Source organism: Achromobacter sp. JD-1 (assembly GCF_038594925.1).
GTDB classification, from domain to species: domain Bacteria; phylum Pseudomonadota; class Gammaproteobacteria; order Burkholderiales; family Burkholderiaceae_B; genus Achromobacter; species Achromobacter spanius_C.
In genome coordinates, this window is record NZ_JBCGCS010000019.1 from 50,278 (window position 1) to 73,530 (window position 23,253).

A 23,253-nucleotide genomic window follows, 5' to 3' on the forward strand; every position below is an offset into this window, starting at 1 on the left:
CGCAACACGCTACCCACCACACGTTTACTTCTTCTTCATCGGCGGCAAATCGGTGCAGACGCCTTCCGCCACTTCGGCCGCCATGCCCACCGATTCACCCAAGGTCGGGTGCGGGTGGATGGTCTTGGCGATGTCGACCACGTCGGCGCCCATTTCCACGGCCAGGGCCAGTTCGCTGATCAGGTCGCCAGCGTGGGTGCCCACGATGCTGCCGCCCAGGATGCGATGCGTTTCCGCGTCGAAAATCAGCTTGGTGAAACCTTCGTCGCGGCCGTTGGCGATGGCGCGGCCGGAAGCCGCCCACGGGAACACGCCCTTCTCGATCTTGATGCCTTGCTTCTTGGCTTCGTCTTCGGTCAGGCCTACCCATGCCACTTCCGGATCGGTGTAGGCCACCGACGGAATGACGCGCGCGTCAAAGAACGACTTCTGGCCGGCGGCGGCTTCCGCTGCCACGTGGCCTTCGTGCACGGCCTTGTGCGCCAGCATCGGCTGGCCGACGATGTCGCCAATGGCGTAGATGTGCGGCACGTTGGTGCGCATCTGACGATCGACCTCGATGAACCCGCGGTCGGTCACGGCGATGCCCGCCTTGTCGGCGCCGATCTTCTTGCCGTTGGGGCTGCGGCCCACGGCTTGCAGAACGAGGTCGTAGCGTTGCGGTTCCTTGGGCGCGCCCTCGCCTTCGAAGGTGACGTAGATGCCGTCTTTCTTGGCTTCGGCGCCCACGGTCTTGGTCTTCAACATGATGTTGTCGAAGCGGTAGGCGTTTTTCTTTTGCCAGACCTTGACCAGGTCGCGGTCGGCGCCTTGCATCAGGCCGTCCAGCATTTCCACGACGTCCAGGCGTGCGCCCAGCGTGGAGTACACCGTGCCCATTTCCAGGCCGATGATGCCGCCGCCCACGATCAACATCTTCTTGGGCACTTCACGCAGCAGCAGCGCGCCGGTGGAGTCGACGACGCGGTCGTCCTTGGGCATGAAGGGCAGCTTCACCGATTGGCTGCCGGCGGCGATGATGGCTTGCTTGAAGCGCAGCGTCTGCGTCTTGCCGTCGGCGGACGTCACGGTCAGGTGGTAGGGGTCGGCGAATTCGCCCACGCCCGTCACCACGGTGACCTTGCGCGCCTTCGCCATGCCGGCAAGGCCGCCGGTCAGCTTGGCGACCACGCTGTCCTTGTAACCGCGCAACTTGTCCAGGTCGATCTTGGGTTCGCCAAAGCTGATGCCGTGGGCAGCCAGCTCGCGGGCTTCGTCGATGACGGCGGCGTTGTGCAACAGCGCCTTGGACGGAATGCAGCCCACGTTCAGGCAGACGCCGCCCAGCGTTTGGTAGCGTTCGACCAGGACCACGGACAGGCCCAGGTCGGCGGCGCGGAAGGCGGCGGAATAGCCGCCGGGGCCCGCGCCCAGCACCAGCATGTCGTATTCACCGTCGGCCGAGCCCTTGAAGCTCGATGCCGCCGGAGCGGGCGTCGCGGCCTTGGTGGCGGGCGCGGCGGCCGGTGCCGCAGAGGCAGCCGCTTGCTTGGGCGCTTCAGCAGCCTTGGCCGGAGCATCCTTGGCGGCCGGCGCGGCGGCGGCATCAGATGCCTCCACTTCCAGCACGACCGCGCCTTCCGCGACCTTGTCGCCGACCTTGACCGCAATGGACTTCACCACGCCGCCTTGCGACGCGGGGATTTCCATCGAAGCCTTGTCGGACTCAACGGTGATCAGGCTTTGTTCGGCCTTGATCGTGTCGCCCACGGCGACCAGCACTTCGATGACTTCCACTTCCTTGAAGTCACCGATGTCCGGCACTTTGATTTGAACGGTATTGCTCATAGGGCTCCCCGTTTACAGCGCAATGCGGCGGAAGTCGGCCAGCAAGGCGCCCAGATAGGCGTTGAAGCGGGCAGCGGAGGCGCCGTCGATGACGCGGTGGTCGTACGACAGCGACAGCGGCACCATCAGGCGCGGCACGAACTGCTTGCCGTCCCAGACGGGCTTGTGCGACGAACGCGACACACCCAGGATGGCCACTTCGGGCGCGTTGATGATGGGCGTGAAGGACGTGCCGCCGATACCGCCCAAGGACGAAATCGAGAAGCAGCCACCCTGCATTTCCGCGGGCGAGATCTTGCCGTCGCGCGCCTTCTTGGACAGGTCCGTCATTTCCTGGGCGATCTGCAAGATGCCCTTCTTGTCGGCGTCGCGGATCACCGGCACCACCAGCCCGTTGGGCGTGTCGGCGGCGAAACCGATGTGGTAGTACTGCTTCAACACCAGGTTGTCGCCGTCCAGCGACGCGTTGAACTCGGGGAATTTCTTCAGGCCCGCGACCACGGCCTTGATCAGGAAGGCCAGCATCGTGACCTTGATGCCCGACTTCTCGTTTTCCTTGTTCAGCGTGACGCGCAGCGCTTCCAGGTCGGTGATGTCCGCTTCGTCGTTGTTGGTGACGTGCGGGATCATGACCCAGTTGCGGTGCAGGTTCGCGCCAGAAATCTTCTTGATGCGCGACAGCGGCTTGGCTTCGATCGGGCCGAACTTGGTGAAGTCGACCTTCGGCCACGGCAACAGGCCCAGCGCGGCGCCATCGGCCGAACCACCGGCAGCGGCGGTTGCGGGGCCGGCGGCCAGCGCTTGCTTGACGAAACCGCGCACGTCGTCGGCGGTGATGCGTTCCTTGGGCCCCGAACCCTTGACCTTGCTGAGGTTCACGCCCAGTTCGCGCGCGAATTTGCGCACGGAAGGCGAAGCGTGCGGCAGTTGCCCGGGCTTCAGGTTGGGGTCTTCCAGCGCGGCGGCGGGTGCCGGACGCGAAGCGGGAGCGGCGGCGGGCGCTTCAGCCTTGGATTCTGCTTTCGCTTCGGTCTTGGCTTCGGCCTGGGCTTCCGGCTTGGCAGCAGGCGCAGCGCCGGCGTCGCCTTCAACGACGACAACAACCGAACCCTTGGCGACCTTGTCGCCCACCTTGACCTTCACTTCCTTGACCACGCCGCCTTGCGACGCCGGGATCTCCATCGAGGCCTTGTCGGACTCCACGGTGATCAGGCTTTGTTCGGCCTTGATGGTGTCGCCCACGGCGACCATCACTTCGATGACTTCCACTTCCTTGAAGTCGCCGATGTCCGGCACTTCGATATTGACCGGGCCGCTGGCGGCGGCAGGCGCGGCGGCTTCCGCCTTGGCGGCGGGGGCAGCGGCAGCAGCCTGCTTCGGCTCTTCTTTAGCAGCGGCCATGGGGGCCTCTTCCTTGGCGGCCGGGGCGGCGTCCGAGGCTTCGGCTTCCACTTCCAGCACGACCGCGCCTTCGGCGACCTTGTCGCCGACCTTCACGGTGATGGACTTCACCACGCCGCCTTGCGACGCGGGGATTTCCATCGAGGCCTTGTCGGATTCGACGGTGATCAGGCTTTGTTCGGCCTTGATCGTGTCGCCCACCGCCACCAACACCTCAATGACTTCCACTTCCTTGAAGTCGCCGATGTCGGGAACCTTGATTTGCACGATGTTGCTCATGTCTCTTTACCCTCAGGCGTATTGCGGGTTGGCTTTGTTCGGATTGATGCCGTACTTCTTGATGGCTTCCGCCACCTTGGCCATCGGAACCTTGCCTTCGTCGGCCAGCGCGCGCAGCGCGGCAACCACGACAAAGTGGCGATCCACTTCGAAGTGCTCACGCAGCTTGGAGCGGAAGTCCGAACGGCCGAAGCCGTCGGTGCCCAGCACCTTGTATTCGCGGCCCTTGGGCACGAACGGACGGATCTGGTCGGCAAACAGCTTCATGTAGTCGGTCGACGCGATGATCGGGCCTTCGGTCTTGGCCAGCTGTTCCGTGACGTAAGCCACTTGCGGCTTCTTTTCTTCAGGGTGCAGCATGTTGTGGCGCTCGGCGTCCAAGCCGTTGCGGCGCAGTTCGGTGAAGCTGGTGACGCTCCAGATGTCCGAGGCCACGCCCCAATCGGCGTCCAGCAGTTCCTGCGCCGCCATGACTTCGCGCAGGATCGTGCCCGAACCCATCAGTTGCACGCGGTTCTTGCCCTTGCCGTGCGACTTCAGCTTGTACATGCCCTTGATGATGCCTTCCTCGTCGCCCTGGGTCAGACCGGGCTGCGGGTAGTTTTCGTTCATCACCGTCAGGTAGTAATAGACGTTTTCCTGGTCTTCCACCATGCGCTTCAAGCCATGCTGGATGATCACGGCCAGCTCATGGCCGAACGTCGGGTCGTAGGACACGCAGTTCGGAATGGTGGACGCCAGGATGTGGCTGTGGCCGTCTTCGTGCTGCAGGCCTTCGCCGTTCAGCGTCGTGCGGCCGGCGGTGCCGCCCAACAGGAAGCCGCGCGCCTGCATGTCGCCCGCTGCCCAGGCCAGATCGCCAATGCGCTGGAACCCGAACATCGAGTAGTAGATGAAGAACGGAATCATGATGCGGTTGTTCGAGGAATACGACGTGGCCGCCGCAATCCACGAGCTCATCGCGCCCGCTTCGTTGATGCCTTCCTGCAGCAGTTGGCCGTCGGCCGATTCCTTGTAGTACATGACCTGGTCTTTATCGACCGGGATGTACTTCTGGCCTTCCGGCGCATAGATACCGATCTGGCGGAACAGGCCTTCCATGCCGAAGGTACGCGATTCGTCGGCCAGAATCGGCACCACGCGCGGGCCGAGTTCCTTGTCGCGCAGCACCTGGTTCAGGATGCGCACGAAGGCTTGGGTGGTGGAGATTTCACGGCCTTCGGCGGTGGGTTCCAGCACGGCCTTGAAGGCGTCCAGCGCGGGGGCCTTGAGTTGTTCGTCGGCCTTGGCGCGGCGGCGCGGCAGGTAGCCGCCCAGCGCGGCGCGGCGCTCGTGCAGGTACTTCATTTCGGGCGAATCATCGGCCGGCTTGAAGTACGGCAGGTCTTCCAGTTGGTCGTCCGGAATCGGGATGCCGAAGCGGTCGCGGAATTCGCGGATGGATTCCAGTTCCAGCTTCTTTTGCTGGTGGGTCGGGTTCTTGGCCTGGCCCACGTGGCCCATGCCGTAGCCCTTGATGGTCTTGGCCAGGATGACGGTGGGTTGACCGGTGTGGCTGGTGGCGGCGTCAAACGCGGCGTACACCTTGTGGGGGTCGTGACCGCCACGGTTCAAGCGCCAGATGTCTTCGTCGCTCATGCGCGAGACGGCTTCCAGCAGCTTGGGGTGCTTGCCAAAGAAATGTTCGCGAACGAACTTGCCGTCGTTGGCCTTGTACGCCTGGTACTCGCCGTCAACGGTGTCTTCCATGATCTGGCGCAGGATGCCTTCCTTGTCGTGCGCCAGCAGCGGATCCCAGTAGCCGCCCCAGATCAGCTTGATCACGTTCCAGCCCGAACCACGGAAGTCGCCTTCCAGTTCCTGGATGATCTTGCCGTTGCCGCGCACCGGACCGTCCAGGCGTTGCAGGTTGCAGTTCACCACGAAGATCAGGTTGTCGAGCTTTTCACGAGCAGCAAGCGCGATGGCGCCCAGCGATTCGGGTTCGTCCATTTCGCCGTCGCCGCAGAACACCCAGACCTTGCGGTTGCTGGTGTCGGCAATGCCGCGGGCGTGCAGATACTTCAGGAAGCGGGCTTGATAGATGGCCATCAGCGGGCCCAGGCCCATCGACACCGTCGGGAACTGCCAGAACTCCGGCATCAGCTTCGGGTGCGGGTACGACGACAGACCCTTGCCGTCCACTTCCTGGCGGAAGTGGTTCAGCTGTTCTTCGGTCAGGCGGCCTTCAAGATAGGCGCGGCCGTACATGCCGGGCGACGTGTGGCCCTGGAAGTAGACCAGGTCGCCGCCGTGGCCTTCGTCTTCCGCGTGCCAGAAGTGGTTCTGGCCGCAGCCGATCATGGTGGCCAGCGAGGCGAACGACGCGATGTGGCCGCCCAGGTCGCCGCCGTCCGGCGGGTTGTGCTTGTTGGCCTTGACGACCATGGCCATGGCGTTCCAGCGCACGTACGAACGGATGCGCGATTCCAGTTCCAGGTTGCCCGGATGCGCCGGCTCCAGGCCGGGCGGAATCGTGTTGACGTAAGCGGTATTTGGCGAGAACGGGATGTGGGCGCCGGAACGACGGGCTTCGTCGATCAGGCGTTCCAGCAGGTAGTGCGCGCGCTGCGGCCCTTCGCGATCAAGGACTGCCGCCAGGGCTTCGAGCCACTCCTGGGTTTCAAGGGTGTCTTCGTCGTTGGCAGCCTGCGGGGCGCCAGCCTGGGCGAAAGAGGACATCGTGTGTCTCCTGTTGGGGTTCGTTCGTGACCACACCCGCTTATTCGTTCAACTTGCGGACTCTGCATGGTAGCCGGGATCATCCGGGCTGCCATGACAGGCATGGGTCGGGGGGTGTTTTTCTAGAGACCTGCTTTGGGTCGGTTCCCTATCAGCCGGCATTCTAAGAAAGAAGATTAACCGGTCGCAAGGAAAATTTCATGTTGCGGTACGGCATTTCGTAATGTGAAATGTTGACCGCAAGCTGAATGGCCGATGACGGCACTTTTTAAGCTGTACGCCAAAAGCAGGGCTTGATTCCCGGCAATTCCCGGCCAACACGCACTAAAATGCGCGGTCTATCCGGCCCGAATTCCATGTCCAGCGCGCCCAAGTCAAATATTCCTACGCCGTTCCACGATCACGCCCGCACCCGCCGCCGCGGCGTGTATTGGGTCACGCCCGCCATGGTGCTGATCCTATACCTCTGTGTGATGGGGGTGTTCTTCTGGCTGCAGCGCATTCATGACGATAGCGTCATGTTTGTGACGATCGACCAGGAAATGCGCCAGCAACGCCTGATATGGGTGGTGCTGGCATTGTCTTGCGTGATCGTCATCAGCCTGTTGATGCTGTGGCGCTATACGCGGTTCCGCTCCACCGCCGAAGCCGCGCTGATCGCCGAAACGGGTTTTCGCCGCGCCATGGAAAACTCCATGTCCACCGGCATGCGCGTGCTGGATATGGAAGGCCGCATCGCTTATGTGAACCCGGCCTTCTGCCGCATGATCGGCTGGAACGAAGCCGACCTGATCGGCCGCAGCCCGCCCTTTCCTTATTGGGTGCCCGGTCGCCATGAACAGCACCAGCACACGCTGGACGTGCTGATGTCGGGCAAGACGCCCAGCAGCGGCCTGGAAGTGGAAGCGCAACGGCGCGACGGCTCGCGCTTCACCGCGCGCATGTATGTGTCGCCGCTCTTGGACCCCAACGGCAACCAGATCGGCTGGATGACGTCGATGACCGACATCACCGAGCCCAAGCGCATTCGCGAAGCTTTGACCGCCGCGCATGAGCGTTTCATGACCGTGCTGGAAGGCCTGGACGACGCCATCTCGGTGACGGCCGACACGCACGATGGCCTGGAACTGCTGTTCGCCAACCGCACCTACCGCCGCGTCTTTGGCGCGCAGACGGGCGGCCACGACGAACTGCTGGCCGGGCGCCGGGGCCGCTTCACTGACGAATCGGTGGAAGTGTTCGCGCCTTCTGTACAACGCTGGTTTGAAGTGCACCATCGCATGCTGGCCTGGACCGATGGCCGCCGCGTGCGCATGCAGGTGGCGCGCGACATCACCGAGCGCCGGGGCCATGAAGAAGCGTCGCGCGTGCAGCAGGAAAAGATTCAGCTCACCAGCCGCCTGACGACCATGGGCGAAATGGCCTCGTCCCTGGCGCACGAACTGAACCAGCCGCTGACCGCCATCGCCAACTACAGCATGGGCGCCGTCGCCCTGGTCAAGGCTGGCCACACCAGCCCCAACATGCTGCTGCCGGCGCTGGAAAAGGCCGCGTCACAGGCCGAACGCGCCGGCAAGATCATCAGCCGCATCCGCGAATTCGTGAAACGCAGCGAGCCGCGCCGCCAGCGCGTGGCCATTGGCCGCATTGTCGACAACGCCATCGGCTTTGCCGAAATCGACGCCCGCAAGCGCCGCATCCGCATCGACAGCTTCGTGCCGTCCAACGCGCCTGACGTCTTGGCCGACCCCATCCTGATTGAACAGGTGCTGTTGAACCTGCTGAAGAACGGGCTGGAAGCCATGGAAAACAGCGAGGTCGATGAGCTCAAGGTGGCGGTGATCCTGCACGAGCAGCACATCGAAGTGGCCGTGGTGGACCGTGGCCATGGCCTGGCCGAGCCCGAACGCCTGTTCGAACCCTTCTTCAGCACCAAGTCCCAGGGCCTGGGCATGGGGCTGAATATCTGCCGTACCATTATTGAATCGCACCACGGCCGTCTGTGGGCAGACCCCAACCCCGCCGGCGGTACTATTTTCCGCTTTACCCTGCCCTGCGCTGCATCCCAGCCGCAGGCCCAGAATGATCAGTCAGAGGAGTTGCACGCATGAACACGCCCCACCTGTCGAGCACGGTATTCATAGTTGACGACGACGAAGCGGTCCGCGATTCGTTGCGCTGGCTGTTGGAAGCCAATGGCTATCGCGTTCGCGCCTATGCCAGCGGTGAGTCCTTCCTGGAAGACTACGACGCCAGCCAGGTCGGCGTGCTGATCGCCGACGTGCGCATGCCCGGCATGAGCGGCCTGGAACTCCAGGAACAACTGATCGCCCGCAACGCCCCCCTGCCCATCGTGTTCATCACGGGCCACGGCGACGTGCCCATGGCGGTGTCCACGATGAAGAAAGGCGCTGTCGACTTTCTGGAAAAGCCCTTCAACGAATCCGACCTGCGCGAGATCGTCGCCCGCATGCTGGAGCAGGCCACGCAGCGGGTCAGCAAGCACCAGGCTCAGAAGGACCACGAAGCCATGCTGGCGCGCCTGACCGCGCGCGAGCAACAGGTGCTGGAGCGCATTGTCGCCGGCCGCTTGAACAAGCAGATTGCCGACGACCTGGGCATCAGCATCAAGACCGTCGAGGCGCACCGCGCCAACATCATGGAAAAACTGGAAGTGACTACCGTTGCTGATTTGATGAAAGTGGCCTTGGCCAAACCCGAGGCACATGCATGACCGCTAGGATTATTGATGGCGCGGCCCTGTCGCTGCGCATTCGCGAAGAAGTGGCCCAACGTGTTGCGGCCTTGGCGGCCAAGGGCACGCGCCCCGGCCTGGCCGTGGTGCTGGTGGGCGCGGACCCCGCGTCCCAGGTTTACGTGCGCAACAAGGTTGCCGCCTGCGAGAAAGCCGGCCTGCATTCCGTCAAGGAACAGTACCCGGCCGAGATGACCGAGGCCGAACTGCTGGCCCGCATCGCCGTGTTGAACCAGGATCCGACCATACACGGCATCCTGGTGCAGTTGCCGCTGCCCAAGCACATGGATTCCCACAAGGTCATCGAAGCCATCGCGGCCGAGAAAGACGTGGACGGGTTTCACATCAGCAACGCCGGCCTGCTCATGACCGGCCAGCCGCTGTTCCGCCCCTGCACGCCCTACGGCGTGATGAAGATGCTGGAATCGGAAGGCGTGACACTGCGCGGCGCGGAAGCCGTAATCGTCGGCGCCAGCAACATCGTCGGCAAGCCGATGGCCATGTTGCTGTTGCAAGCGGGCGCCACCATCACCATCTGCAATTCCAAGACGCGCGACCTGGCGGCCCAAACCCGCCGCGCGGATGTCCTGGTCGTTGCCACCGGCAAGCCCGGCATGATCGACGGTTCGATGATCAAGCCCGGCGCCGTGGTGATCGACGTGGGCATCAACCGTGGCGAAGACGGCAAACTGTGCGGCGACGTGGACTTCGCGTCCGCCAAGGAAGTGGCCGGCGCCATCACCCCCGTACCGGGCGGTGTGGGCCCGATGACCATCGCCATGCTGCTGGTCAACACGGTAGAAGCCGCCGAACGCGCGGCGGGTTGATCCGGCAGGATGGGAGCAACGCGATTGGCGGTGTAAAAAAACCCCACCGCCGTGCGCGCGCAACCCATCACATCGTAGGATGGGTGCAGCGCGCACGACCATGTAGAAGAACCCCGCCGCCGTTCGCGCGAAACCCATCAGGCTACGCCAGGACCGTGGCGGGGCTTGGTAAAAACACCCGCATGCAATTCACGAAAGCCAGGGTGCCCGCACCTGCCACGGTGCCACGGTGCCACCTTCGAAAGCCCGTGTGGCTGCGTTTGCGCGGCGCCGACCCTGCTTGATGGGTTTCGCGCGTTGTTTGCCGGGGTTCTTTTTTATAGGCATTCGCGCTGCACCCATCCTACGATGAACGTAGGCTGACGCGCGACGCACACGGGCCCACGCATTCCTCCCCTTGCTTTTGGGCGGATCGCCCCTATCTGCTCCCTATGTCTCTCGCCTTTTCCGGTAACACCATGACCCAGAATCCCCTGCTTGCCCCTGTCTCCGACCTGGTCGATTATGCGGCCGTCAAGCCGGGGCATATCGTCCCCGCCGTGGAAGAACTGCTGGGCATCGCCCGCCAGGCGGTCGACCATGCCGCTGATTCCGCGCTGGCGCCCACCTGGGAAGCCGTGGTGGAACCGCTGGATACCGCGTCCGAACGCCTGTGGCGCGCCTGGTCGGTGGCAGGCCACCTGAACGCGGTCGTCAACACGCCGGAATTGCGCGAAGCCTACAACGCCGCGCTGCCGCTCATTACCGAATTTTCCACCTGGGTCGGGCTGCACGAAGGCCTGTACCGGCAATACCAGCGCCTGGCCGCCGCCCCCGATTTTGCATCGTGGTCGCCCGTGCGCCGCCGCATCGTCGAGATGGCGCTGCGCGACTTCCGCTTGAGCGGCGTGGAACTGCAAGGCGCCGACCGCGAGCGCTATGCGCAGATCTCCGACCGCGAAGCCCAGGCGTCGCAGAAGTTTTCCGAAAACGTGCTGGACGCCATCGACGCCTGGTCCTTGCTGGTGGACGATGAATCGCGTCTGACCGGCATCCCCGCCGACGTCCTGTCAGCCGCCCGCGCCGCCGCCGAAGAAGACGGCAAGCCGGGTTGGAAGCTGACCCTGAAAATGCCGTGCTACCTGCCCGTGATGCAGTACGCGCAAGACCGCGCGTTGCGCGAAGCGCTGTACCGGGGCTATGGCACCGTTGCTTCTGAACAAGGCGAAGCCAAGTTCGACAATTCTCCGCTGATCGAAGAACTGCTGTCCCTGCGCGCCGAGGAATCCGGCTTGCTGGGCCTGGGCACCTACGCATCGCTGCGCCTGCAAACCCGCATGGCGCGCGACGCCCGCGAAGTCACGGAATTCCTGCGCGATCTGGCCGCGCGCGCCAAGCCGTTTGCGCAGCGTGACCTGGCCGAACTCAAGGCCTACGCCACCGGCGAATTGGGTTTGGACGAGCTGCAACCATGGGACGTGGCCTTTGCGTCTGAACGCCTGCGCGAATCGCGCTATGCCTATTCCGAAGATGAAGTGAAGCAGTACTTCACCGAACCCCGCGTGCTGGCTGGCCTGTTCGACGTCATTGAAAAGCTGTTCGACGTGCGCCTGACCGAAACGCCCGTCTCCACCTGGCACAGCGACGCACGCGGCGTGCGCGTGGAACGCCCGGACGGCGGCTTGATCGGTTATCTGTACCTGGACCTGTATGCCCGTTCCGGCAAGCAAAGCGGGGCCTGGGTGGATAGCGAACGCGCTCGCCGCGTGGTGGCGGGGCAGGTGCAAACGCCCGTGGTCTACCTGACCTGCAACTTCTCGCGCCCCAACGGCGACCGCGCCGCAGTGCTGACGCACGACGACGTCATCACCCTGTTCCACGAAACCGGCCATGCGCTGCACGCGCTGTTGTCGGAAGTGGACGAACCCGGCGCGGCGGCATTTGCCAGCGTGGAGTGGGACGCCATCGAACTGCCCTCGCAGTTCATGGAGAATTTCTGCTGGGAATGGGCAGTGGTGCAAAAGCTGTCGGCGCATGTGGACACGGGCGAACCGCTGCCGCGCGCGCTGTACGACCGGCTGGTCGCGGCGCGCAATTACCAAAGCGGCATGCAGGCCGTGCGCCAGATTGAATTCGCGCTGTTCGACATGCTGATGCACGACCGCGCCAAGGGTGCATCCATTTCGGAAGTGCTGGCGCTGCTGCAGGAAGTTCGTCAGGAAGTGGCGGTGCTGTTCCCGCCGTCGTGGCACCGCCTGCCGCACGCGTTCTCGCATCTGTTCGCGGGCGGTTACGGCGCGGGTTACTACAGCTACAAGTGGGCCGAAGTGCTGTCGGCGGATGCCTACGAGGCCTTCGAGGAAGCCGCGGCCAAGCAGCCCGGCAACGCGCTGGGCACGCTGGACCCGGAAACCGGCGCCCGCTTCCGTCGCGAAGTCCTGGCCGTAGGCGGCTCCCGCCCCGCCGCCGATTCCTTCGCCGCCTTCCGCGGCCGCCCCCCCCGCATCGACGCCCTGCTGCGCCACAGCGGCATGAGCGGCACGTAAAACGCCAACGTAGGATGGGTGAAGCGCGGCAAAGTCGATGCAAGAAATACGGTACCTGCCGCGCGTAACCCATCAGCAGCCGGCACCATCACGCCAGCGCCACCAGATGGGTTACGCGCGATTCAGGCCATTGATTTTCTGCCCCGCATCGCGCGCTTCACCCATCCTACGCACGCACCGCCGACACCACCAACCATCTTCCATGCACCGACTGCCTGGATCCCGCTTGCTTCCAAAATCCGCGGATCTCCTCATCCTCCGCCCGCTTCACACGCCGACGGTAATAAAACCGTGATGGCACCGCCAACACATGTTCCATCATTCGCTTCGGTTTCGGTTCATCAACCTCATGCAGCGTGATATCCACGAAACCGTAATGCGACAACAACAAATGCAGTTGCGGAAAGCTCCACGGGAAATACGTGACGTAGTCATCGCCCCGCTTGCGGCCCACCATCGGCCGGAAACCGGAATGGAAACCGCGCATCAGAAACTGCAGCCGTGATCGCATGTTCCAGGTATTGGGCGTGGTGATGATCACCGTGCCGCCTGGGCGCAGCGCATCGTGCAAACTCTGCAGCAGCACGCCCGGATTCGTCATCAAGTGAATCGCCTCGCAGCAGACCACAGCGTCATACGCCTCGGCCACGCTCAGCGGGGTATCCAGATCGTGTTCGGTCACCGACCGATAGCTGGCGCTTGCTGGTGGGAATTCCCATAGACCCACACCGTCAACGACCACTTGCCCGTCGGCTTCCGCAGACAGCGTTTCACCCAACCAGCCCACGCCGCAAGGCGCGTCCAACACCCGCTGGGCACGCCGGGTGCGCAAAATGTCGATAACCACCGGGTAATACGGGTAACAAAGGGCGGTGTTCGCTGCCATATCCACGTTAACGCTCTCTTCACATCACACTGACGACGCACCGAATGTACTTCGGCGTCGCGGTCTGTTGAAAGGGTGAGCAACACGCCATAAGTTTGCGACAGGACAAACGTCGGCCTTGCATCAGGCCCGCAATGCCACTTCGCCCGCCGCCCCGCCCCACTCATGAAGGTAGAATCAACAAGCTTGCCGCGGGCTTGCCCTTCGTTCAACCTTTTGGCACCTCCTGGACTCATGCGACACCTCATTACCGGCCGCGCCTGGCGCGGCCTGCTGCTGGCTCTGTGTGTGTTTCTTGCCGCCTGCGGCGATCGGAACGTGGACTGGACGCTCTACAACGTCAAGGGCCATTTGCCCGACCTGAAGTTCTCACTGCCCGGCGCGGGCGGCAAGACCATCAACAGCGATGATCTCAAGGGCAAGACGGTCATGCTGTTCTTCGGCTACGCCAGTTGCCCCGACATCTGCCCCACCACCATGGCGCAACTGACCGCCGTGCTGCAAAACCTGGGCGACAAGGCCGAAAACGTGCGCATCGTGTTCGTCAGCGTCGACCCCCACCGCGACACACCCGACATCCTGCAGGCCTATGTCAATGCCTTCAACAACAATGCCATCGGCGTGACCGGCAACGAAAAGCAGGTGGCGGATCTGGCCCGCCGCTACCGCGTGGCCTACCAGATTGAAAAGCCGCGCCCCGGCGACGACGCCGACATGTACGAAGTGACGCACAGCCGCGGTGTGTATATTTTCGACAAGGACGGCCACGCGCGCCTGCTGGCGTCCGACACCGACAGCGTCGACGCCCTGACCAAAGACGTCCGGCAGTTGATCGACATTACGTCCTGACCCGGACGCCACGGGGACCGTGCACCGCAACATGTTGCATGGCAACCCCACATACCAGTTGTTACAGCCGCGTCATAAAGAGCGTGGGTATCATCAGTGCGCATCGCCCCCTTTTTTCCAAAGCAAGGAGTACGCGCATGAGCATTATCATCATGATCATCGTCGGGTTCATCGTGGGCTTGATCGCCCGCGCCATCATGCCCGGAGACCAGAACATGGGGATCATCATGACCACCATCCTGGGTATCGTCGGCGCCGTGGTGGCCGGGTTCCTGGGACAGACGATGGGTTGGTATGCGGAAGGCGAACCCGCGGGTTGGATCGCGTCGGTGATCGGCGCCATCATCGTGCTGTTCGTGGTTGGCCTGATCGCCCGCAAGCGCGCTTGACGCCCTGCCAAGACAATCATCAATAAAAATCGGGCCGATCTTTCGATCGGCCCGTTTCTTTTTTTGCTGAGTTTCTTTTGCGCTGAGTTTCTTTTGTGCTGAATTTATTGCGCCAAAAAATTCAGCGCACCCCGCTTACGATCCCGTGGCCGGCACGGCCGGCGCCGTCTGCGCCGCCACCGTGCGCTCGGTCCACCCACCGCCCAGCACCTTGTACAAGGTAACCAGGTTCGACAGCCGCGCCAGGCGCGTATCCACCAAGGCCTGTTGCGCCGTATACAACGAACGCTGCGAATCCAGCACGCTGAGGTAGTCGTCGATACCCTGGCGGAAACGCTGGTCCGACACGTCGTAGGCGCGCTGGTTGGCATTCACCAGCAAGCGCTGCGCTTCAATCTGGTCGTCCAGCGTGCCCCGTCCGGCCAAGGCGTCCGCCACTTCGCGGAACCCCGTCTGGATGGACTTCTCGTACTGCGCCACCTGGATGTTCTTTTGCACCTTGGCCAAGTCCAGGCTCGCCCGCAGCGAACCGCCCGCGAAGATCGGCACGGTGATCTGGGGCACGAAGCTCCAGGCGCCCGAACCACCTTCGAACAAACCGCCCAGGCTGGCGCTGGCGGTGCCCGCCTGGCCGGTCAGGCTGATGGTGGGAAAGAACGCCGCGCGCGCCGCGCCGATATTGGCATTGGCGCCTTTAAGCTGATGCTCGGCCGCGCGGATGTCCGGGCGGCGCGCCAGCAGGTCCGACGGCAGGCCGGCGGGCAAGGTGGTCGGCAGCATGCCGTCGTCCAGCGTCACCGCCTGGTCCAGCGCCGCGACAATCTCGGGCGACATGGGCTGGCCCACCAGCAGCGTCAAGGCATTGCGGTCCTGCGCGGCCTGGCGCGTGTATTGCGACAGGTTGCGCTGGGCCGTGCGCAGCGATACTTCCGCCTGACTCAAGTCCAGCGCGGTGGACAGGCCCTGGTCATAGCTTTGCTGCGTGAGCTTGTAGGAATCTTCCTGGCTCTTGAGCGTGTCGCGCGTCAGGCTCAGCAGTTCCTGGTCGGCGCGCAGCGTCAGGTAGGCGTTGGCCACTTCGGCAATCAGCGTCAACTGCGTGGCCGTGCGCGTTTCGTCCAGCGCCAGATACGACTCCAGCGCCTGGTCGCTCAGGCTGCGGATGCGGCCGAACAAGTCCAGTTCCCACGCCGACATGGCGGCGCCCACCTGGTAGCTGCGGCTGGTGGTGGCGCGGCCGCTGGCGGACAGGTCCGCCGGGGTGCGCTGGGCGGATTCCTGGCCGGCCACGCCCACGCTGGGCAGCAGGTCGGCGCGCTGGATGCGGTATTGCGCACGCGCGGCTTCCACATTCAAGGCCGCCACGCGCAGGTCGCGGTTGTTCGCCAAGGACAGTTCAATCAACTGTTGCAGCAGCGGGTCGCTGAAGAAATCGCGCCAGCCGATATCGGCCGTGGACATGCCCAGCGCCGCGTTGGCACCGTCGGCCTGGTAGGCCGGGCCGGTGGGATAAGTTGCGCTGACCGGCGCGTCCGGCCGTTCATAGGTGGGGGCCAGCGAGCAGCCCGCCAGGGCCGCCGCCAGGGAAACAGACAACAAGGTTCTCATCTGAAGTTTCATTACGGTTGCCCCTCGGCGGACACATCCTTCGAGCCGTTGGCGCTGGCGTCGTGCTTGTCTTGGCTTTCGCTGACGCGCTTGACCTTGAACACGCGCAGCATGATCACGAAGAAGGCCGGAACAAAGAAGATGGCCAGGAACGTGCCGGTCAGCATGCCGCCGATCACACCCGTGCCGATGGCGTTCTGGCTGCCCGACCCGGCGCCCGACGAGATCGCCAGCGGCGTCACGCCCAGGATGAACGCCAGCGACGTCATCAGGATGGGCCGCAGGCGTTGGCGGGCGGCGTGAACGGCCGATTCCGTCAGGCTTGCGCCGGACTCGAAGTGTTCCTTGGCGAACTCCACGATCAGGATGGCGTTTTTGGCCGCCAGCCCCACCGTGGTCAACAGCCCCACCTGGAAGTACACGTCGTTGGACAGCCCGCGCGCCAGCGTCGCCAGCAGCACGCCGATAATGCCCAGCGGCACCACCAGCATCACCGCCGTCGGGATGGACCAGCTTTCGTACAAGGCGGCCAGACACAAGAACACCACGATCAAGGAAATCGCGTACAGCGCCGGCGCCTGCGAGCCCGACAAGCGCTCTTCAAACGACAGCCCCGTCCATTCAAAGCCCACGCCCACCGGCAGCTTGGCCGCCAGCTTTTCCATTTCTTCCATGGCCGCGCCCGAGCTGTAGCCCGGCGCCGCCTGGCCCTGGATGTTGTAGGACGGCACGCCGTTATAGCGGTTCAGCTTTTGCGGACCGAAGCTCCACGTAGCCTTCGAGAATGCCGAGAACGGCACCATGTCGCCCGCGTTGTTGCGCACATACCATTTGTTCAGGTCATCCGGCAGCATGCGCGATGATGCCTCGCCCTGCGCGAACACCTTCTTCACGCGGCCACGGTCGATGAAGTCGTTGACGTACGACGAGCCCCACGCGGTGGCCAGCGTGCTGTTGATGTCCGATACGGCCACGCCCAGCGCACGCGCTTTCTCGCGGTCGATGTCCAGTTGGTACTGCGGCGCGTCTTCGATGCCGTTGGGACGCACGCCCACCAGCACCGGGCTCTTGGCGGCCTCACCCAGCAACTGGTTGCGCGCGGCCAGCAGCTTTTCATGGCCCACGCCGGCGCGGTCCATCAGTTGGAAGTCAAAGCCGGTGACGTTGCCCAGTTCCATCACGGACGGCGGCGGCACCACGAACAATTGCGCGCGGCGCTCGGTCTTGGCAAAGTGCGCGTTAGCGCGCCCCGCCACGGCGGCCGCCTTCAGGCTGGCGTCGCCGCGCTCTTCCCAGTCACGCAGCTTGATGAACAGGATGGACGCGTTCTGGCCACGGCCGCCAAAGTTGAAACCGTTGACCGCGAACACCGAGGTCACGGCATCCTTTTCTTCGGTCAGCAGGTACTTGGTGGCGTCGTCGATGACGGCCTTGGTGGCTTCGGCGGTGGCGCCGGCGGGCGTCTGAATCTGGGCAAACAAAATGCCCTGATCCTCGCCCGGCAGGAAGGCGGTGGGAATGCGCGTGAACAGCCAGCCCATGGCAATGACCAGGGCCAGGTACACGATCATCAGACGCTTGGTGCGGTTCAGCCCGCGCGCCACCGTGTTGGCATAACCGTTGCTGCTGCGTTCGAACGTGCGGTTGAACCAGCCGAAGAAGCCCCGCTTCGAACCGTGATGGCCCTTGGGAATGGGCTTGAGCAAGGTGGCGCACAAGGCTGGCGTGAAGACGATGGCGACCAGCACCGACAGCACCATGGACGACACGATCGTGATGGAGAACTGGCGATAGATCACGCCCGTGGAGCCGCCAAAGAACGCCATGGGCACGAACACGGCGGCCAGCACCATGGCAATGCCGATCAGCGCGCCCGTGATCTGGCTCATGGACTTGCGGGTGGCCTGCTTGGGCGTCAGGCCCTCTTCGGCCATCACGCGTTCCACGTTTTCCACCACCACGATCGCGTCGTCCACCAACAGGCCAATGGCCAGCACCATGCCGAACATCGTCAAGGTGTTGATGGAATAGCCAAACGCGGCCAGCACGCCGAACGTGCCCAGCAACACCACCGGCACGGCCAGCGTGGGGATGATGGTGGCGCGGAAGTTCTGCAAGAACAGGTACATCACCAGGAAAACCAGGATGATGGCTTCCACCAGCGTCTTGAACACTTCATGAATCGACAGGCTGACGAACGGCGTCGTGTCGTACGGATACACGACGTCCATGCCCTGCGGGAAATACGGCTTCAGGTTGTTGATGGTGTCGCGCACCGCCTGCGCCGTATCCAGCGCGTTGGCGCCCGGCGCGAGCTTGATCGCCAGACCCGCGGCCGGGTTGCCGTTGTAGTAGCTGTCGATGGCGTACGTCTGCCCGCCCAGCTCAATGCGCGAGACATCGCGCAAACGCACTTGCGAACCATCGGTATTGACCTTGAGCAGGATCTGGCCGAAGTCTTCCGGCTTCTCCAGACGCGAGGGCCCGATGATGGTGGCGTTCAACTGCTGCCCGCGCACGGACGGCAGGCCGCCCAACTGGCCGGACGACACCTGCACGTTCTGTTCCTGGATCGCCGACACCACGTCCACCGTGGTCAGCCCGTAGTTCACGAGCTTGGCGGGGTCCAGCCAGATGCGCATCGCGTACTGCGAGCCGAACAGCTGGAAGTCGCCCACGCCTTGCGTGCGGCTGATGGGGTCTTGAATGTAGGACGCGACGTAATCGGCCAGGTCGTCCCGCGTCATTGAACCGTCGGTGGACACAAAGCCCGCCACCATCAGGAAATTCTTGGTGGCCTTGGTGACGCGTATGCCCTGCTGCTGCACTTCCTGCGGCAAGAGCGGCTGCGCCAGCGACAGCTTGTTTTGCACCTGCACCTGCGCCGTGTCCGGGTTGGTGCCTTGCTTGAAGGTCAGCGTGATGGACATGCTGCCGTCGGAATTGCTTTCCGACGAGATGTACTGCAAGCCGTCCAGGCCGTTCATCTGCTGTTCGATGACCTGCACCACGGTGTCCTGCACGGTTTGCGCGGACGCGCCCGGGTAGGTCACCGCGATGCCGATGGCGGGCGGCGCAATGTTGGGATACTGCGAAACCGGCAATTGCAGGATGGACAGCGCGCCGGCCATCATCAGCACGATCGCGATCACCCAGGCAAAAACCGGCCTATCGATAAAAAACTTTGCCATGCGTGGCTCCCTGATTACTGCTTGGCCGAGGCGGCATTGGCCGCCTGCGGCTGCGGCGCCTTGGCGCCGGCTTCGGTGGCGACGACTTCAACGCCTGGACGCACCATTTGCAGACCTTCCACGATGACCTTGTCGCCGGCGGCCAGGCCGTCGGTAACCAGCCACTTGTCGCCAATGGCGCGGTCGGTCTTCAGTTCGCGCAGTTCCACCTGGTTCTTGGCGTTGACGACCAGCGCCGTCGGCAGGCCGCGCTGGTTGCGCGTCACGCCGCGTTGCGGCACCAGCAAGCCGTCGGCGGCCACGCCGTCAGCCAGTCGCGCACGCACGAACATGCCCGGCAAGAGGCGGCGGTCGGGGTTGGGGAACACCGCGCGCAGCGTGATGGAACCGGTGCCCTGGTCTACCGTGACTTCCGAGAACTGAAGCTTGCCGGTCTGCTTGTACTGCGAGCCATCTTCCAGGGTCAGCGTGACCAGCGCGGCCTGTTCGCCGTCGGCACGCTTCAACTGGCCGCTGGCCAGTGCGTCTTGCAGGCGCAGCAACTGCACGCTGGACTGGGTCACGTCAACGTAGATCGGGTCAATCTGCTGCACCGCCGCCAAGGCCGCGGTCTGGTTGGCCGTGACCAACGCGCCTTCGGTCACCGACGAACGGCCGATGATGCCTGCAATGGGCGACAGCACCTTGGTGTAGACCAGGTTGATGCGCGCGGTATCCAGCGCGGCCTTGGCCGACAGCACGTCGGCGGCGGCCTGGTCACGCGAGGCCACGGCGTTGTCGTAGGTCTGTTGGCTGACGGCGCGCGTGGCCACCAGCGGCTTGTAGCGTTCGGCCAGCAAGGCGGCCGTCTTCTGCTGCGCCTGGGCGCGGGCCAACGCCGCCTTCTGGCTGTCCACATTGGCTTGGTACAGCGCCGGGTCGATCTGATAGAGCTGCTGGCCGGCCTTGACCTCACCGCCTTCAGTGAACAGGCGCTTTTGCACAATGCCGTTCACCTGGGGCCGCACTTCGGCCACGCGGAACGGGGACGTGCGGCCCGGCAATTCGGTGGTCAGGGAAACAGGCTGCGTGGCCAGGGTCACCACGGTAACCTGCGGTTTGCCCGCCTGCGGCGCGTCTTGTTTCTTGCCGCAAGCGGCCAGGGTGAGAGCCGATGCCGTCAGCGTGAGCACTGCCGCGCTGCGCCACATAGCGCTTTTCTTATTCATAGATATTCCCGATTTCCGACAAAAATAGGAGCCCGCCTCCCGCCCGCGGTAAGGGGGGAGGTCTTGTGCATCGAATGGGTGGATTGGCATTGAAAACGCAAGAGGGGCTTTAGTGCATTGCTGCATTGCAGAACCCGCATTCTGAGTTATCCCGCCCTGGAAACAAAGGGGCGCAGAAAGAAAACATCATTCCATTTATGGGACAATTTCCCGAACTGGGTCTGTGAAAGAATCTCGCCATGAAACGCTTACAAGGCATGGAACTCTTCGTCGAAGTGGCCAAGACACGTAGTTTTAGCCGCGCTGCAGCAACGCTGGGCGTGCCTAAATCCACCTTGTCTCGCCAGGTGGCCGAATTGGAAAAGTCGGTGGGCCTGCGCTTGTTGAGCCGCACCACCCGCAAGGTGGAACTGACCGACGCCGGGCGGCTGTACTTTGAACGCTGCCAACGCATCGTGGCCGAAGCGCAGATTGCCCATGAAGAATTGCAGAAACTGGTCGATACGCCAGCCGGGCCGTTACGGGTGAACATGCCCGCCGATTTCGGCACGGACTTCCTGGCTGAATCGTTCATGGAGTTCTCCCGCCGCTATCCCGACGTTACGTTTTTCCTGGACCTGGCAAATCCGGATCACGCCTCGCGCGTGTTCCAGACCTGCGATATCTCGATCGAAATCGGCGAACTGCCCGATTCGACGCAAATCGCCCGGCTGCTGGGCATGCTGCCCGCGCACCTGTATGCCTCGCACGACTACCTGGAAAAGCACGGAGAACCCAAGCACCCCAGTGACTTGACCCGTCACGAGTGCATCGAATTCCGCGCGGAAGGCGCGGGCCGCGTCACGCGCTGGCCGCTTAACTGCGGCGATCAGCACATCGAGTTCACGCCGGGCAACCGGTTTTCGGTAAACGGAGTCGCCATGGCGCGGCGCCTGGCCATGCTGGGCGCGGGCATCGCGGTGCTGGTGGGCGGCCAGACGGCCGAACAGCAATCAGGGCAGTTGCGGCGCGTATTGCCAGACTGGCAATTGGGCCCCTTCCCTGTCTATGCGGTCACCGAAACTCGGTTGCTGCCGGCCAAGACCCGGATCTTCATCGAATTCCTGATGGAGCGTCTGGGCAGCAACGGGCAGGCGAAGGATACCCCCGCTTTCATGAAATAACGGGGGCTTGGAAACAGACTGAAAAATCTGCTGGGCGCCGACATCAGTTGTCGGCTGAGCCGAACAGGGAAGCTGAATGTTCCCTGAAAGAAGAATCAAAAAAGAAGCGTCAAAACCCTTCGTCGTCGCGCAGATAACGCCACTGACCCAGCGGCAAATCACCCAGCTGCACGCGACCAATGCGCACGCGCTTCAAGCCCACCACTTTCAGGCCGACCAGTTCGCACATGCGGCGAATCTGGCGCTTCTTGCCTTCGCGCAGCACAAAGCGCAGTTGGTCGTGGTTCTGCCAACGCACGTGCGCGGGCTTGAGCGCCTTGCCATCCAACGACAGGCCATGGTTCAACAGTTCCAGCCCACGGTCGGGCAAATCGCCCTGCACGCGCACCAGGTATTCCTTATCAACGCTGGAGTCTTCGCCGATCAGGTGCTTGGCGATGCGGCCGTCTTGCGTCAGCACCAGCAGGCCTTGCGAGTCGATGTCCAGGCGGCCAGCCACCGCCAGCCCTTCCAGGTGCGCGCGTTCAAAGCGCTGCGGATGCCGGCAGCCCGCAAAGCGCGAGCGCGAGTCGATCAGCGCAACCGCTGGCGTATAGCCCTTTTCTGCCTGGCCCGACACATACCCCACCGGCTTGTTGATCAGGATGGTGACGCGCGAGGTCTGGCGTGCCTGCGCGGCGCGCTCAAGCGTGATGACTTGGTCGGGGAACGCCTTGGCGCCCAATTCGGACACCACGACGCCGTCCACGCGGACCCAGCCGCGTTCGATATAGCTGTCGGCCTCGCGGCGCGAGCAGAGTCCGCGCTCGGACATGAGCTTGGAGATACGTACTTTTTCCATGGGCGGTATTGTATGCGTTGGCGGGCCGCCCGCCGCCCGCGCCGCTCTGCCATTCCGCTTGCCCTTGCCACCTGCCTGCGGCATTGCGACGCAGGCGGGCCGCGCGCCGAGCTTGGCATAATACGCAGCCATGATGAAACCCGCAGCCCATCACCCCCCGCTTGCCCCCGGCTGGCTGGCCGTCGCGCCGCCCGTCCTGCCCCCCGCCATGCGCCACTGGCTGTTCCGCCCGGGCGCGCTCACCGCCGGCTTGCGCCAGGTGGGCCAGGTACGCCTGCGCGTGCTGGCCGAATACGCCGACGGCGCGCCGCCCGACGAAGCGCGCGCCATGGGCATCGCGCCCGGCTCGCCCGTGTGGATCCGCGAAGTGCTGATGTCGGTAAACGGCGTGGACAGCGTGCCCGCCCGCAGCCTGACGCCGCTGCGCGCCTCGCACGGCGCCTGGCAAGGCATGCGCCGGCTCTTGACCCGGCCGCTTGCCGACATGCTCTATCACGACAGCACCGTCATCCGCTCGCCCTTTGCCTGCCGCCGCCTGGCGTCGCCCGTGCCTTTCCACGCCACGGCGCGCGGGGCCTTGCCGGCGGATCGTCGGGAGCAGGACGCCGCCCGGGTCTGGGCGCGCCGATCCGTCTTTTGGCGCCAGGGTCAGCCGCTATTGGTGGCCGAGTGCTTTTTGCCCGGGTTCTGGGATGAGATCGCCAACCAGTCCGTGCCGCCGCTGGTGCCGCATCAGCGCACGGCGCGTTGATGGTCAAGCGTTGGGCGTTGGGCGTTGAGCGC

The 23,253-nt window shown here is 63.8% G+C and carries 16 protein-coding genes; 8 read left to right on the forward strand and 8 right to left on the reverse strand.

Annotated elements, in window-relative coordinates; all coding sequences use genetic code 11:
- Window positions 1–24: 24 nt before the first annotated feature.
- Genes lpdA through aceE form a run of 3 tightly spaced genes read right to left on the reverse strand, consistent with a single transcriptional unit; the run spans window position 25 to window position 6,228 of the window.
- On the reverse strand, window positions 25–1,827 hold the full coding sequence (gene lpdA, locus WBR68_RS24170) for a dihydrolipoyl dehydrogenase (protein WP_230695459.1): 1,803 nt from the start codon (window positions 1,825–1,827) through the stop codon (window positions 25–27).
- Window positions 1,828–1,839: 12 nt separating this feature from the next.
- Window positions 1,840–3,507, reverse strand: coding sequence for a dihydrolipoyllysine-residue acetyltransferase (gene aceF / locus WBR68_RS24175; protein WP_230695460.1), 1,668 nt, complete (start codon window positions 3,505–3,507; stop codon window positions 1,840–1,842).
- 12 nt (window positions 3,508–3,519) lie between these two features.
- Entirely contained in the window at window positions 3,520–6,228 is a 2,709-nt protein-coding gene (aceE, locus tag WBR68_RS24180; RefSeq protein WP_127184293.1) for a pyruvate dehydrogenase (acetyl-transferring), homodimeric type, read from the reverse strand.
- Between the two features lie 356 nt (window positions 6,229–6,584).
- Between aceE and WBR68_RS24185 the strand changes: the two genes are divergently transcribed.
- The 4 genes from WBR68_RS24185 (at window position 6,585) to WBR68_RS24200 (ending at window position 12,335) form a co-directional block, all read left to right on the forward strand.
- On the forward strand, window positions 6,585–8,339 hold the full coding sequence (locus WBR68_RS24185) for a PAS domain-containing sensor histidine kinase (protein WP_050448986.1): 1,755 nt from the start codon (window positions 6,585–6,587) through the stop codon (window positions 8,337–8,339).
- Entirely contained in the window at window positions 8,336–8,962 is a 627-nt protein-coding gene (locus WBR68_RS24190; RefSeq protein WP_043545730.1) for a response regulator transcription factor, read from the forward strand. Before WBR68_RS24185 ends, WBR68_RS24190 begins: the two co-directional genes overlap by 4 nt.
- A complete protein-coding gene (gene folD, locus WBR68_RS24195; protein WP_050448987.1) occupies window positions 8,959–9,810 on the forward strand; it encodes a bifunctional methylenetetrahydrofolate dehydrogenase/methenyltetrahydrofolate cyclohydrolase FolD in 852 nt (283 codons plus the stop codon). Before WBR68_RS24190 ends, folD begins: the two co-directional genes overlap by 4 nt.
- Before the next feature lie 458 nt (window positions 9,811–10,268).
- Window positions 10,269–12,335: a M3 family metallopeptidase gene (locus tag WBR68_RS24200; RefSeq protein WP_230695461.1), complete on the forward strand. Its 2,067-nt coding sequence runs from the start codon at window positions 10,269–10,271 to the stop codon at window positions 12,333–12,335.
- Window positions 12,336–12,501: 166 nt separating this feature from the next.
- Here the strand turns inward: WBR68_RS24200 and WBR68_RS24205 are convergent, their stop codons facing one another.
- Complete coding sequence (locus WBR68_RS24205; protein ID WP_230695462.1) at window positions 12,502–13,221, reverse strand: class I SAM-dependent methyltransferase; 720 nt, start codon at window positions 13,219–13,221, stop codon at window positions 12,502–12,504.
- A gap of 234 nt (window positions 13,222–13,455) precedes the next feature.
- Between WBR68_RS24205 and WBR68_RS24210 the strand changes: the two genes are divergently transcribed.
- Both WBR68_RS24210 and WBR68_RS24215 read left to right on the forward strand, forming a co-directional pair.
- The gene (locus tag WBR68_RS24210) at window positions 13,456–14,070 is read left to right on the forward strand and encodes an SCO family protein (protein WP_050448990.1); all 615 of its coding nucleotides are present in this window, start codon (window positions 13,456–13,458) and stop codon (window positions 14,068–14,070) included.
- Window positions 14,071–14,207: 137 nt separating this feature from the next.
- A complete protein-coding gene (locus tag WBR68_RS24215; RefSeq protein WP_050448991.1) occupies window positions 14,208–14,459 on the forward strand; it encodes a GlsB/YeaQ/YmgE family stress response membrane protein in 252 nt (83 codons plus the stop codon).
- A gap of 135 nt (window positions 14,460–14,594) precedes the next feature.
- On the opposite strand, the gene adeC is transcribed toward WBR68_RS24215, so the two are convergent.
- Genes adeC through WBR68_RS24230 form a run of 3 tightly spaced genes read right to left on the reverse strand, consistent with a single transcriptional unit; the run spans window position 14,595 to window position 20,448 of the window.
- On the reverse strand, window positions 14,595–16,079 hold the full coding sequence (gene adeC, locus WBR68_RS24220) for an AdeC/AdeK/OprM family multidrug efflux complex outer membrane factor (RefSeq protein WP_230695463.1): 1,485 nt from the start codon (window positions 16,077–16,079) through the stop codon (window positions 14,595–14,597).
- Entirely contained in the window at window positions 16,079–19,258 is a 3,180-nt protein-coding gene (locus WBR68_RS24225; protein ID WP_230695464.1) for an efflux RND transporter permease subunit, read from the reverse strand. Before WBR68_RS24225 ends, adeC begins: the two co-directional genes overlap by 1 nt.
- A gap of 14 nt (window positions 19,259–19,272) precedes the next feature.
- Complete coding sequence (locus WBR68_RS24230) at window positions 19,273–20,448, reverse strand: efflux RND transporter periplasmic adaptor subunit (protein ID WP_304505236.1); 1,176 nt, start codon at window positions 20,446–20,448, stop codon at window positions 19,273–19,275.
- Window positions 20,449–20,723: 275 nt separating this feature from the next.
- Between WBR68_RS24230 and WBR68_RS24235 the strand changes: the two genes are divergently transcribed.
- Window positions 20,724–21,629, forward strand: a complete 906-nt coding sequence (locus WBR68_RS24235) for a LysR family transcriptional regulator (protein WP_050448995.1) — start codon at window positions 20,724–20,726, stop codon at window positions 21,627–21,629.
- A 109-nt stretch (window positions 21,630–21,738) separates the two neighbouring features.
- Here the strand turns inward: WBR68_RS24235 and WBR68_RS24240 are convergent, their stop codons facing one another.
- The gene (locus tag WBR68_RS24240) at window positions 21,739–22,470 is read right to left on the reverse strand and encodes a pseudouridine synthase (RefSeq protein WP_050448996.1); all 732 of its coding nucleotides are present in this window, start codon (window positions 22,468–22,470) and stop codon (window positions 21,739–21,741) included.
- A 130-nt stretch (window positions 22,471–22,600) separates the two neighbouring features.
- On the opposite strand from WBR68_RS24240, the gene WBR68_RS24245 reads away from it, so the two are divergent.
- Entirely contained in the window at window positions 22,601–23,221 is a 621-nt protein-coding gene (locus tag WBR68_RS24245; RefSeq protein ID WP_230695466.1) for a chorismate--pyruvate lyase family protein, read from the forward strand.
- The last annotated feature ends 32 nt before the right edge of the window (window positions 23,222–23,253 follow it).

What these genes read in the sequence shown, in the direction of transcription:
- lpdA (WP_230695459.1), bottom strand. Translation starts at nt 1,827, where the DNA reads ATGAGCAATACCGTTCAAATCAAAGTGCCGGACATCGGTGACTTCAAG.
- aceF (WP_230695460.1), bottom strand. Translation starts at nt 3,507, where the DNA reads ATGAGCAACATCGTGCAAATCAAGGTTCCCGACATCGGCGACTTCAAG.
- aceE (WP_127184293.1), bottom strand. Translation starts at nt 6,228, where the DNA reads ATGTCCTCTTTCGCCCAGGCTGGCGCCCCGCAGGCTGCCAACGACGAA.
- WBR68_RS24185 (WP_050448986.1), top strand. Translation starts at nt 6,585, where the DNA reads ATGTCCAGCGCGCCCAAGTCAAATATTCCTACGCCGTTCCACGATCAC.
- WBR68_RS24190 (WP_043545730.1), top strand. Translation starts at nt 8,336, where the DNA reads ATGAACACGCCCCACCTGTCGAGCACGGTATTCATAGTTGACGACGAC.
- folD (WP_050448987.1), top strand. Translation starts at nt 8,959, where the DNA reads ATGACCGCTAGGATTATTGATGGCGCGGCCCTGTCGCTGCGCATTCGC.
- WBR68_RS24200 (WP_230695461.1), top strand. Translation starts at nt 10,269, where the DNA reads ATGACCCAGAATCCCCTGCTTGCCCCTGTCTCCGACCTGGTCGATTAT.
- WBR68_RS24205 (WP_230695462.1), bottom strand. Translation starts at nt 13,221, where the DNA reads ATGGCAGCGAACACCGCCCTTTGTTACCCGTATTACCCGGTGGTTATC.
- WBR68_RS24210 (WP_050448990.1), top strand. Translation starts at nt 13,456, where the DNA reads ATGCGACACCTCATTACCGGCCGCGCCTGGCGCGGCCTGCTGCTGGCT.
- WBR68_RS24215 (WP_050448991.1), top strand. Translation starts at nt 14,208, where the DNA reads ATGAGCATTATCATCATGATCATCGTCGGGTTCATCGTGGGCTTGATC.
- adeC (WP_230695463.1), bottom strand. Translation starts at nt 16,079, where the DNA reads ATGAAACTTCAGATGAGAACCTTGTTGTCTGTTTCCCTGGCGGCGGCC.
- WBR68_RS24225 (WP_230695464.1), bottom strand. Translation starts at nt 19,258, where the DNA reads ATGGCAAAGTTTTTTATCGATAGGCCGGTTTTTGCCTGGGTGATCGCG.
- WBR68_RS24230 (WP_304505236.1), bottom strand. Translation starts at nt 20,448, where the DNA reads ATGTGGCGCAGCGCGGCAGTGCTCACGCTGACGGCATCGGCTCTCACC.
- WBR68_RS24235 (WP_050448995.1), top strand. Translation starts at nt 20,724, where the DNA reads ATGGAACTCTTCGTCGAAGTGGCCAAGACACGTAGTTTTAGCCGCGCT.
- WBR68_RS24240 (WP_050448996.1), bottom strand. Translation starts at nt 22,470, where the DNA reads ATGGAAAAAGTACGTATCTCCAAGCTCATGTCCGAGCGCGGACTCTGC.
- WBR68_RS24245 (WP_230695466.1), top strand. Translation starts at nt 22,601, where the DNA reads ATGATGAAACCCGCAGCCCATCACCCCCCGCTTGCCCCCGGCTGGCTG.